This is a genomic window from Paenibacillus oryzae, assembly GCF_001675045.1.
Lineage (GTDB): Bacteria > Bacillota > Bacilli > Paenibacillales > Paenibacillaceae > Pristimantibacillus > Pristimantibacillus oryzae.
The window spans coordinates 133,248-145,451 of record NZ_LYPA01000075.1; the positions used below are offsets into that span (position 1 = coordinate 133,248).

General features: G+C 52.0%; 10 protein-coding genes. All 10 read right to left on the reverse strand.

What is annotated here, in order from left to right; genetic code table 11:
* Window positions 1-570: 570 nt before the first annotated feature.
* On the reverse strand, window positions 571-1,746 hold the full coding sequence (gene hemW / locus A7K91_RS22335) for a radical SAM family heme chaperone HemW (RefSeq protein ID WP_068686692.1): 1,176 nt from the start codon (window positions 1,744-1,746) through the stop codon (window positions 571-573).
* Between the two features lie 70 nt (window positions 1,747-1,816).
* On the reverse strand, window positions 1,817-3,634 hold the full coding sequence (gene lepA, locus A7K91_RS22340) for a translation elongation factor 4 (RefSeq protein WP_068686693.1): 1,818 nt from the start codon (window positions 3,632-3,634) through the stop codon (window positions 1,817-1,819).
* A 78-nt stretch (window positions 3,635-3,712) separates the two neighbouring features.
* The gene (locus tag A7K91_RS22345) at window positions 3,713-4,102 is read right to left on the reverse strand and encodes a hypothetical protein (protein ID WP_068686694.1); all 390 of its coding nucleotides are present in this window, start codon (window positions 4,100-4,102) and stop codon (window positions 3,713-3,715) included.
* Window positions 4,103-4,107: 5 nt separating this feature from the next.
* Window positions 4,108-5,454, reverse strand: a complete 1,347-nt coding sequence (spoIIP, locus tag A7K91_RS22350; protein WP_245697756.1) for a stage II sporulation protein P — start codon at window positions 5,452-5,454, stop codon at window positions 4,108-4,110.
* 293 nt (window positions 5,455-5,747) lie between these two features.
* Window positions 5,748-7,415, reverse strand: coding sequence for a pyridoxal-dependent decarboxylase (locus tag A7K91_RS22355; protein ID WP_068686695.1), 1,668 nt, complete (start codon window positions 7,413-7,415; stop codon window positions 5,748-5,750).
* A gap of 29 nt (window positions 7,416-7,444) precedes the next feature.
* On the reverse strand, window positions 7,445-8,248 hold the full coding sequence (locus tag A7K91_RS22360; protein WP_068686696.1) for a MetQ/NlpA family ABC transporter substrate-binding protein: 804 nt from the start codon (window positions 8,246-8,248) through the stop codon (window positions 7,445-7,447).
* 50 nt (window positions 8,249-8,298) lie between these two features.
* Complete coding sequence (locus A7K91_RS22365) at window positions 8,299-8,976, reverse strand: methionine ABC transporter permease (protein WP_068686697.1); 678 nt, start codon at window positions 8,974-8,976, stop codon at window positions 8,299-8,301.
* Window positions 8,945-9,733, reverse strand: a complete 789-nt coding sequence (locus A7K91_RS22370) for a methionine ABC transporter ATP-binding protein (protein ID WP_068686698.1) — start codon at window positions 9,731-9,733, stop codon at window positions 8,945-8,947. The genes A7K91_RS22365 and A7K91_RS22370 overlap by 32 nt, the downstream gene beginning before the upstream one ends.
* Window positions 9,734-9,774: 41 nt before the next feature.
* Window positions 9,775-10,965: an acyl-CoA dehydrogenase family protein gene (locus A7K91_RS22375; protein WP_068686699.1), complete on the reverse strand. Its 1,191-nt coding sequence runs from the start codon at window positions 10,963-10,965 to the stop codon at window positions 9,775-9,777.
* A gap of 31 nt (window positions 10,966-10,996) precedes the next feature.
* Entirely contained in the window at window positions 10,997-12,193 is a 1,197-nt protein-coding gene (locus tag A7K91_RS22380) for an acyl-CoA dehydrogenase family protein (protein WP_068686700.1), read from the reverse strand.
* Window positions 12,194-12,204 lie beyond the last annotated feature (11 nt).

Genomic DNA, 12,204 nt, shown 5'->3' on the forward strand with positions numbered 1-12,204 from the left:
TAATCGGGATAGCTTGAGCAGCTAAACAGCACCGAGTTCATCAATAAATGACGAAGAACAACGATGTGACTTGATTAACCATAGGACGGCGCGAATAGCAGCAGTACACCACCAAATGACACCAGTGCTCGAATTGCAAAAATGCATCACGGGCAGCAATCATGCGGATTGCAACTATGCACACGAGTAACAACAGTGCAGCATGACTATCAACAATGAAGCATGGATAGCAACACTTCGACACAATGAAGAACAGCCTAAGCAAATGCGAGTTTAAATAGCGGACATTTAAGACCGCTAGAAGGGGATATCTGCAACTATTTCCACTTTAATGGACACAAGTGGCCGTAAGAGGTCAGGTTTGCTTATATTTCCACTGATTCCGATCGCTAACAGACAGCGATGTCCGTAACATTTGTCGAACCTGTTATTTTCCCGTTATGGCGGTCATTCTTGACCGTTATAGCAGTCACCAGCCACTGAGCCTCAGCATGGATTGTTTTTTCGGGCTACTTATTGTAGTCAGCCTGTTTTACGCGGGACTTGTAGCCGGCCTGCTTCGTCCGGCATTCAGGCTTCCTCCACCCCAAGAAACGCCCCGAACACTTCATTGCCCAGCAATACGCCCTGATCGGAAAGCTTGTAGACGGTATCACCCGTCCCGGTCTCTCCGGAAAGCAGCAGTCCCTGCGCCAAAAGACGATCAATAACGCCGCCGAATCTGGACTCCAGCGTTTCTCCCGGAAATTGCGCCGAAAATCTGCTAGCGCTCACGCCCTCAAGCAGCCGCAGTCCCACCATCATAAAATCCTCCATTGCTTCCTCTTGCGGGACCGCGTTTACTTCCAGACGGGGAAGCTTGACCAACGCCGCATCAATAAAAGGCTGGACGCCTTTAAGGTTGACGTGCCGAACGCCATTGACATAACCATGAGCGCCTGCGCCAAGACCGTAATATGGCTCGTTGCGCCAATAAGTTGAGTTATGCCGGCTTTCAAAGCCCGGACGGGCAAAATTGCTGATTTCGTAATGCCGGTAGCCGCCGGCTTTCAGCTTGTCCATAAGCAGCAGGAACATGCCAAGCTCCTCCTCCTCCGCAGGTAGCGGAAGCTCGTTGCGTTCATACAGCTTATGAAACAGCGTATTTTCCTCTACCTTCAAGCTGTATAGGGAATAATGCGGCAAATCCAGCGCCATCGCGCGATCCACGCTATCTGACAAATGCTGAACCGTCTGCCCCGGCAATCCAAACATCAGGTCAATGGACAGGTTGTCAAAACCCGCTTTTCTGGCGTTATCGAGGCTGCGGTAAACATCGTCAACGTTGTGAATGCGCCCTATCCGCTCCAGCAAGCCGTTATCAAAGGACTGGACGCCAAAGCTGATTCGGTTAACGCCGCCATGTCGCATGGCCGCAAGCTTATCGGGATCGGTTGTTCCCGGATTGGCCTCCATTGAAAACTCGACATCCTCCGCAAGCGGGAAATGTTTCCTGACGGAATCAAGAAAACGCTCCATTTGAACCGGAGTAAGCACGGTAGGCGTGCCTCCGCCAACAAAAACCGTCTGGATAACCTCCGGCGGATGCTCCGCCACAGTTGCCTTCATTTCTTCTTCCAGCGCGTCCAGATAACGGTCTACCGGCTGCCCTTTCAACACATAGGATGTAAAATCGCAATAATGACATTTGTTGGTGCAAAACGGGATATGAATATACAATGCCCCCGGCGTTTTCCATACCGTCATCTTCTTTCTTAACCTCCTCAAACAAAGAAAGGAGAGCGTCGCTCTCCCTCCTCGTATGTCGTTTTCCAGATTAATCCTCGTCGATTTTCAATACCGCCATAAATGCCTCTTGCGGCACTTCGACGCTGCCAACCTGCTTCATCCGCTTTTTGCCTTCCTTCTGCTTCTCCAGCAGCTTGCGCTTCCGGCTGATATCGCCGCCGTAACATTTGGCCAATACGTTTTTGCGCATCGCCTTGACCGTTTCGCGGGCAATTACCTTTGTGCCGATGGAGGCCTGTACAGGAACCTCAAACATCTGGCGCGGAATAAGCTCCTTCATTTTGGAGCAAATGGCGCGGCCGCGCTGGTATGCCCGGTCCCGGTGAACGATGACGGACAAAGCATCCACTTGCTCGCCGTTCAGCATAATATCCATCTTGACCAGGCTGCTCTTCCGGTAGCCAGACAGCTCATAGTCAAAGGATGCATACCCTTTGGTACTGGATTTCAGCTGATCAAAGAAATCATAAACGATTTCCGATAGCGGCATATCATATGTGAGCGTAACCCTGTTGGTATCCAGGTATTCCATATTGACAAATTCGCCGCGCTTGCCCTGGCACAGCTCCATTATGGCGCCTACGAAGTCATTTGGTACGATAATGGATGCTTTGACATAAGGCTCTTCCACAAAATCAAGCTTGCCGGATTCCGGGTAATTGGACGGGTTGTCGATATTCATCGTTTCGCCGTTTGTCAGCGTAACCTTGTAAATAACGCTTGGCGCCGTCGTAATCAGAGGAATGTTGAACTCGCGCTCAATCCGCTCCTGTATGATTTCCATATGGAGCAAGCCAAGGAAGCCGCAGCGGAAACCAAACCCGAGCGCCGTCGAGGATTCCGGCTCATAACGAAGCGAAGCGTCATTCAGCTCCAGCTTCTCAAGCGCCTCCCGTAAATCATTGTAATCCTGTGTTTCAATGGGATATAAACCGCAATAAACCATCGGATTAATCCGACGATAGCCTGGAAGCGGCGCCGGTGCAGGTTTGATTGCGTCGGTAACGGTATCGCCTACTCGCGTATCCTTGACGTTTTTGATGCCGGCCACGATAAAACCAACATCTCCAACCGCCAATTCATTCACAATTTCCATGCGCGGCTTGAACGCGCCAACCTCGATGACCTCAAATTCTGCGCCGGTTGCCATAAACCGAATGCGCTTGCCAGCGGAAATGCTGCCGTCTATTACGCGAACATACACGATAACGCCTTTGTAGGCATCATAATGAGAGTCGAATATAAGCGCCTTTAACGGCTGATCCGGATCGCCTTGCGGCGCAGGAACCTTGGCGACAACCTGCTCCAATATCTCCTTGATGCCGATGCCAGCCTTTGCCGAAGCATGTACGGCATCGCTGGCATCAAGTCCGATAACGTCTTCGATTTCGCCTTTGACGCGATCCGGCTCTGCGCTAGGCAAATCAATTTTATTGATAACCGGGAGTATCTCCAGATTGTTGTCAAGCGCCAAATATACGTTAGCCAAGGTCTGAGCTTCGATTCCCTGAGCTGCATCCACCACAAGCAAGGCTCCTTCGCATGCCGCCATGCTTCGCGAAACCTCGTATGTAAAATCCACATGCCCCGGAGTATCTATCAAATTGAGGATATAATCGACGCCATCATCTGCGCGATAGGTCAAACGGACTGCCTGAAGCTTGATTGTAATTCCGCGTTCCCGCTCCAAATCCATTTTATCCAATACCTGCGCCTGCATTTCACGGGAGGTTAAAGCGCCCGTATGCTCCAGAATCCGGTCCGCAAGCGTAGACTTGCCATGGTCAATATGAGCTATAATAGAAAAATTTCTGATTCTTGTCTGCCGTTCACGAACATCCGTCATGCTTGAGCCCCCACGCTTCCATTAATTCCAATCATCCTTTCAATTATATCAGCTTGGCGTGTGGTCAGCAACGGAAGATCACTCCATAAACCCTTCAAATAATGAAACAACAAATCGCATGCCTTTGCTGGAAGCGTTTTGAAGCACGCCTGCGGTAGAATCCGCGAGCTTGTTGACGGCCGGATGATCCTCCCTGTAAGGCATGCCGGGCAAACGCTCCTTTTCCTTCCACCGGCTGCTCTCATAAGCCAGCTCGCGGATTTCCGCCAGCTCGCGCTCCAGCTCCGCAATTCGGCGATCCGTTTCGGAAGCATATTGCGCTTCGCTGGGTTGCTGCGCATAGCCGCTTTCCTTGTCCAGAGGGCCATAAATCGTTTCAACGCCTTTGGTCGACAACTCCATGCCGAACAAGATTAGAAAGGTAAGCGCGCTCCCCAGCAGAAGCCACTTCCAGGTTTGCCGTTTCATTGCCTTCACTCCTCCCCGGATACTTTTTCCGCTTCCCAATAAATCGATGAAACCGCCTTGGCCAAGGCATCTGCCGTCAGGTATGATTCCTCCAGCGTATTTTCAACGCCGCCTATCTCCACCAGCACATTGCCCGGCGATTGCGACTGATTGTATTCCGCATTTCCCGTATTTGCAGTTTTCCCCCAAATGCCGCGCGAAATACCAGGATACTCCTTTTCCAGCGCCTCATGGATTTTGGCGGCAACCTTTTCGTTTTCCTTCCAATCGGGATTGCGGTGGCCGATAATAAAATAAACCTGGGCATAGCTTTTTCCATTGATATCAACCGTTGTATACTCCCGCTTCTGCGAATCGCGGTGAATGTCGAACATAAATTTAAGATCGTCGCTGCTTGCCAGCGCCTCCTTGACTGTTTTGAGCGAATATTTGTAGCTCAGCTCCCAGCGGTAATCTTTAATTGCCGTAGGATAGTCGGTGTCGGAATGCATGCTGCCTACGCCCAGCTCCTCCAGCTTGTCCGCAAGTCTTTTTCCTACCAGCGTAATATTGGTTGTTTTGGAAGTGGCGTCTTTGGCGTCCGCCCCCAGCTCCGGATACCAGGATTCCCGGTTATGAGAATGGTAGACAAAAACAACCTTGGATTTCCCCGTTGAAACAGCGCCTTTATCGGGAGGTGCGCCGGTTTCTCCATCCTCGCCGCCTTCATTTGTGGCAGGCTGTTCCTCATCCGTGCCGGAAGTCACCGCCTCCCCTTCATCCTCATGCAGCCCAGCCAGCGGATCGTAGGTAGGCGGATGGTCTCTAGGCCCCACCTCAACATCGCCTCCAGCGCCTTTTCGGATCAGAAAATACCGGTTATCGCTCATTCCCGCCATTTGACTGGCGACCAGGCTTTCCGGCCTTGCGGGGTTAATATCCGTTAACGTGCGCATCAGGAATGCGCCAACCTCTTTACCTGATAACGACTCTGATTCCAGACTGCTTTGAAAGGCGGGCATTTCCATCTCCAGCATGTCGCCAAAAAATCCGCTGGAAAGCGACGCCGCAATGCCTTTCATTCCAGTGGAGCCAATATCGGAATTTGTACCATACCAGGCAATCGCAACACCTAGCACGATAAAAAAAAGCATAGAGCTAAGCGACATTGCAACATAAGCCCGGCCAGTAACCAAAATGCTTCTCAGCTTATCGCCGCTCCTGTGGCGATTCCGTCCATTATCGTCAGGCTTCCCGCCATGCTCCAGCATAAGCGGCCTCATTGGGGAAGCGTGCTCGCCGCCTTTGTCCTGTCTTAGCTCTTTTAGCGGCGAAGCGCCGTTCATAGGTTTCATCCATGTTTGCTTCATCATTAGAGTGTCCCTCCTGTTTCAGCCAAATCTCAATTGTCCATTTCATCTACTTCCAATCTATGAGAGGATTCAAAATCATAGAACCGCAATCTCTGAACCTAGCGGATAAAAAAGAGAGATGGTAGGCAAGCCCAGGCGGGGAAGAGGGGCAGCATAAAGGAGGATGGTACGGAGCGGTAAGGAGCAGCTAAGCGAATATGGGAAAACCATCAAAATGAAAAAAGGCCCGGATGGCTAATGCCACGGGCCGCGAAATGGCAGGCGAAAGAAAGTCGATTCAGCTAAATACCGGCTTATTTGAAGCCCAGGCCCTGCTCATGGGTATAGGCGTGCAAAGCTACTTTTGGCTGATCGAAAGCGTCGCTTGCTCGAAGAGCATCGATAAGAGTTAAAATCAGCTTATCCGTCACATGCTCCATAATAAAGATATGTGCGTAGCTAACCCCGTCCAACTGCTCGGTAGATAAGGAAAAACGAGTGACAATTGAGGGGTTGGGCCGTAAAAATCTTACAGTAAGCGCACCCGGCGAACGGTCAACATGCAAATCCAGCTTGCGCCATACCGTCTGCTGCAATAATTGCAGCTCATCATAGGCTCTTTGCGCGAGATTCTCCAGTCTGACCGCTTTGTCGACTTGATCGGCATAGGAATGTTTGGCGAAATAATGCCACAGCAGCAAGGCGGAAAAGCCGTTGCGCGAGCCTGACAATGTGGAATCCCGGGCTCCGACATAGCTGACATCAACAAAGTTGAGCAAATATTTCGTTTTGGTCAAATAAACGCCACTTGGCCACGGCGCTCCAATCACCTTATGTCCGCTGACGGAAATGGAGTGGATTTGGGTGCGGAAATCAAACACAGGCACATCTCCGGAATAACGTCCCTGCCTCTTTGCCAGCTCCAGAAAAGGCATATAGGCGGCGCCAAGCGCTCCATCCACATGGAACCAGAAGCCGTTGCGCCGGCTGATGACCGTTTTGTCACCAACCACAACTTTTAGATCGCGTTGATACAAATTGTTGGCCTTAAGAATCGGAAGCAACGCATTTACGGCCTTTTCCACCTGATCGTATTCACCCTTAAACGTAGTACCAAAATTGAAGTTAACGGCGACGGGATGGCCTTTGGCGACAAAAAACTGGACCAGTGCCTTGAGCGCATCCAGATTGATCGAGCCGTCATTGTTGGACGGCACCTTTTCCGGCCAATCGCCGCCAATCGGGGATTGCCCCGGGTAATGCGCCCTTCCGTATTCTGAGAAGGTCGGCAGCAGTAGCAAATCTTTAATTTTATCGATGGAATAATGCGTGTCCTCCGAATAGAACAGGATTGGAATGTAGGCATTCGCATTGTCTTCCGGCAATTCCTCCACAGTCAATCCAGCATCCTCCCCTCCTTCCGAACCGCCTTCAGTACCCGTCTCCTGCGGTTTCAAAAACAGGCCTTGATACAGCCTGCTCCGAAGCTGTACAGGGTGATCGTCGTGAGACGCACCGCCGTCGGCTTTAGATGGAATATCGGATGCCAGCAGCTTGCCCGACAAATAATCCCTTGCGTTTCTCAAGCCGTATAGATTGCCCTCCGTGCCCCCCATCGAAACGACATACCCCCAGTAGGAGTCGCCATCCTTGTCATCATGCGGCGCCTTCGCATTCCATAACTTTGCAAAATAGTCCAGCACAGCCCGCTCGATCCATTTTGTATTCAACATAAAATTGCCGGATTGAAATGGATCTCCAATGTTGTTTAAATGCAGATTGAGATAATCGCCAAGGTCATCCTTGTAATTTAACGCCTGATTAGCCTGATAACCCAGGAAATTAGCTCTATAGAGTAACGTATAATTCTTTAATTGATTCAACGCATTATTAAATTGAGCGGCCGGCAGCGCATTTTCGCCAAGCTGGAACAGGCTGGGATCAATACCGGGCACCGGCGGATAGTCATTAAATGAGGTCATTTTGTAAGCTCCTTATCGGTTTTATAGGTTTACCACGCGGGAATCAAAACCTCTTTGCCTCCATAGGCATCCTTAAACGCCTGCTTGATCCGGTCAGATTGGTAGGCCTTCCGGAGCGCCTTGATTTTGTCGGAGTCTTTATCCTGTGGTTTCACGGCAATAATATCAGGGGACCACAGCTCCTCCGACTCCTTGATCAGCGCGTCCTCGCCGAAGATAAGGCCGATTTCGGCTGCAAGCGTAGCGTACAGAAAACCGGCGTCTGCATCGTCCAGGGCGCGGGTAAGCAGCGCGTAATCAACCTCCTGAAATTTGAAATTTCGCGGATTGTCCACAATATCGCGCTGAGTTATTTTGGCGGGCTCTACGCCCTCCTTCAGAGTAATCAAACCTTCCTTGGCCAGCATGACAAAGGTTCGGAAATTGTTGGAGGGATCGACAGGAATGCTGATTACCGCTCCGTCGGGCAATTCATTCAGCGATTTATGCTTTTTCGAGAACAGGCCGCTAGGGTCGGTAAACGCCTCAAAGGCAGGCACCAGATCCGAATTATGCAAGGCGTTAAATTCGTTCAGATATGCGGTATGCTGATGGTAATTGGCATCCGCCTCTCCGCTAATAACCGCTACATTTAATTGGGTATTATCCGAAATAAATTTGTATTCGAGCTTATACCCTTCCTTTTCCAGCTCCTCCGCCAAAATTTTGGTGGTATCCTCATACAGCTTGATATTTGCCGCCACAAACTTGATCGTTTTCTCCGAATTGCCGCCGCCGCTGCAGGCCGTCAATAAAAACAGCAGCAGCAGCGGGAGCAGAGTTAATTTTTTCATGGCTTGATCCTCCTATGGAATTGCAATTTCATACTCATCAAAAGCTTCGGCTAATGCCTTTTGTCCAATCTGCGGACCAGATAATTGCCAGTGGATTGAATAATCTGCACAATGATCACAATCAAAGCAACGGTAAACGCCATCACATCCAACTGATAGCGGTAATAGCCGTATCGGATCGCAAAATCGCCGATCCCGCCGCCCCCCACCAGTCCCGCAACGGTGGAAAAGCTGAGGAAATTAATGGATATGATGGTGCAGGTGCTCACAATGCCGCTGCGCGCCTCGCGATAAAGCACCTTTGTGACAATTTGGAACGTAGAAGCTCCCATAGCTTCTGCGGCCTGAATGACGCCCCGATTGACCTCCAGCAGCGTCTGTTCAATCAGACGGGCAAAATCGGGGATCGCGCTAATCGCAAGCGGGACAATAACCGCTGTTGTGCCAATTGCCGTGCCAACAATAAAGCGGGTAATTGGAATTAGCACAATAAGCAGAATCAAAAACGGAAAGGAACGCAGAATATTAACCGCCGTATCCAAAACGGCATAAAGCCTCGGTTGCTGGGCGAGGGAACCGGGACGAATCAAATAAAGAAGCGTTCCCAGCGGAATCCCCGCCAGCGCGGCAATCCCCATCGCAAACATCATCATATAGCCGGTCTGACCCAGCGCATGCAGGATTTCCGGCCAGAGCTCAATCGTTGGCCCGAAGAAGTCCGTAAGCATAATCCACCTCCTTCGCCTCTTGGCCGTGATTAAACAGCAGCTTGGCAATTTGAGACTTGGGCTCATGCTGCTTCCGCTCCGCAAGATCCAGCGTTTCCGCAATCACTCCCCGCTCCATCAGCGATACCTTGGAGCAGATGGAGCCAACAACCTCCATTTCATGCGATACAATAACAATCGTAATATGCAGCTTGCGGTTGATGTCCTGCAAAAAACGCAAAATCTGTCCCGTTGTATCGGGATCAAGCGCCGATGTCGGCTCATCGCACAGCAGCAGCTTGGGGCGCGCCACCAGCGCCCTTGCAATGGCGATACGCTGCTTTTGACCACCGCTCAGCTTCGCCGGATAAACAAGCACCTTGTCTTGAAGGTCGACGATCGCCAGACTTTCCAGAATCCGTTCCCGGCGCTCCTTCTTCGGCACGCCGGCTATTTCCAGCGGAAAGCTGATATTATCGTAAACAGTCCGGTTTTCAATGAGATGAAAATGCTGAAATATCATGCCGATTTGCCCTCTTGCAAGACGCAGCTCCCGCTTGCCAAGCTTTGTCAAATCCACTCCTTCCAGCCAAACCTCTCCGCTATCGGGACGCTCCAGCAAATTAATCGTGCGGAGCAATGTTGATTTGCCGGCTCCGCTTGCACCGATAATGCCATAAATATCCCCTTTGCCGACGGAGAGGGAAACATTATTAACGACATCGTGGCGGCCGTCGGCTCCGGTAAATGATTTGAGTATGTTTTGCAGCTCCAGCATGCGGCGGGCTCCTTTCTATAGAATGGAATGTTGCTCGCGTATCAGGAATAAAAACCGGGAGTCGGCACCTTGCCGTTCAGCACCCAATCACCGATATTGCGCAGCTTAAACTCCGCTGGATTATGCAGCGTGTGGACCCGCGCATTGCGCCAAAATCGGTCATAGCCAAACCTTGAAGCCGTAGAGCGCGCTCCCATCACTTCGAATATCCGGTTACTGAGCAGCAAAGCTGTTTCTCCGGCCTTTACATTGGCCGCAGCCGCCAGCACCGCGCACTCTCCGCGCTCCTCCTCCGTCAGCGCCGTCCCTTTTTCCCAGACGGCATCCAGCCGCAAAGCCGCCTTTTCAAGCAGGGAGAGGGCGGCTTGATGCTCCGTCCACAACTCACCATAGCGGCGTACCGTGGACGGCTCGTCGGAGGCTCGTTCCACGCCCGACGTATACCAGGGCCGGGCCTCCCTCAGGGTGTATTGCTTTGCTTCCGCAATAATGCCTTCGCTAATGCCGGCAAACAGGCTGCCCAATATGCTTTGCGACAGGACGGGAATAAGAGTTGAAAAAACGGTCTGGCCCGCATAAGGCGTATGCAAAATTTCCTCTTCCTCCACAACGACCTGATGGAAGCGGACGGTGCCGCTGCCCGTCTGGCGCTGTCCAAAGGCGTCCCAGTCATCAACCACAGTGATTCCCCGGCGGCTTGTAGGCACAATGCCCTCGTAATAATCTCCTGTTTCGCTGTCATGCCACGAAATCGCCAGAACATCGGAATCCGGAGAGCCGGAGCTAAAGGATTTGGCGCCGTCTACAATGACCCGCGAGCCCTCCCGAACCCCGATAATGCCGTGGTCAAGCGGGTTGGAGGAATTGCCCCAGAACCAGTTGTTCACAACAGTAGAGCGGTAGAAATGGCCCCTCTGTTCCTCGCTGCCCGCCAGATGCGGCGCAACCAGACATAAAAAATGATAGCCGTAAAGATGGGCGAGCGAAGGATCGGCGGCGGCCAATATCCGGGTTACCTCCAATACCAGTGACCATTTCGCCCCATCGCCCCCATAAGCCTTTGGAATAAGCAGCTTCAGCAGCCCGCTTGACCGCAGGGCATCGCGCTGCTCCTTGGGGGTTCCACCTTGCTTGTCGCGCTCCGCTGCGTCGGAGCGCAGCCATTCCGCCAGCCTTGCCGCTTTTTCCAGCGCTTCGTCCCGAATTGCCGTGCTTGCAAGAACGTCCGCCATTATGCTAATCTCCTTTCTTCAAGCTGCTGTATTAATCGCCGCCGGGCGACCACAGCTCCGCAGGCAGACCAACCAATTGCTTGCCTACCAGCTCCCGGGCCAGATTGTTGGATGGCGTCAAGGCCAGCCCCGCTCTCACATCGCGATAGATGCGTTCGATCGGCCCTTTTTTGTAACCGTATCCGCCCGTAACGTCAAGCGCGACTCCAGCCGCCTGATTTGCCACCTCCGTCGCATGGATTTTAAATTCTGTGCCTTCATACCACAGCTCGCCAAGCGGTGTACCCTGCGCTTCGTATTGTGTAAATTTAGCCGCCAGCTCGCGCTGCCACGGCTTCAGCGCGCTGATTGCAATTTTGACCCTGGCAAGCTGATGGCGAATAACCTGATAATCTGCAAGGCTCCGGTCAAAATCGCGATGCACGGTACGCCGGGCATGACTGACCGCCAGCTCCAGCGCCTCCTCCGCAACTCCGATCCAGGCGGAGCCGATGCCAAGCAAATAAAGCGGATCAATGCCATTCAGCGCAATTTCAGCGGCCCGATTCTCCTCCCAGATGAGGTCTTTGCGGGGAACCTTGACATTGTGCAGCTTCAGCGGACCGCTCTGATTGCCCCGCACGCCAAGCGCCTCCCACGGGCCTGCCGAAATGCCGGGATCGCTGCCGTCAACAATAAAATAACTCAAATCCGATGGCTGCTCCGCGCCGGGCGTTCGCGTCTGCAAAATATAAAAATCAGCTTGCCCTCCGCTGGTCGTAAACGATTTTTCCAGATCAAGCACATAGTTTTCGCCATCTCTTTCCGCCTCGCTCAGGTTAAACCAGGTGTGCCCTCCCGTCGCCTTTTCGCTCATGGAATGAGTTCCGATTGCCCCCCTCCGCACCGGCTTCAGCCACCGCCGCTTCTGCTCCTCCGTTCCGTAATATACAATCGTTTGCGCTGCTCCCACATGCATCACATAGATAAGCGAGGTGGACGGGCAGCCACGCCCGATTTCCTCTGCCGCTATCGCAAAAGCAGTGTAGTCCAATCCAAGCCCATCGTAATCTTGCGGAATAAGCAAGCTGTTCCAGCCTTCATCCGCCAGCGCCTGCAGATTTTCCTTTGGAAAAACACCTTCGCGGTCAGTTCTCTCCGCATTGGGCCGAATCGTTGCCGCCACAGTTTCCCTGATACGGCTTCGCAATTGCTCATCATCCATTTTTACCGCTGATGTTGTGCTCATCGTTTATACAC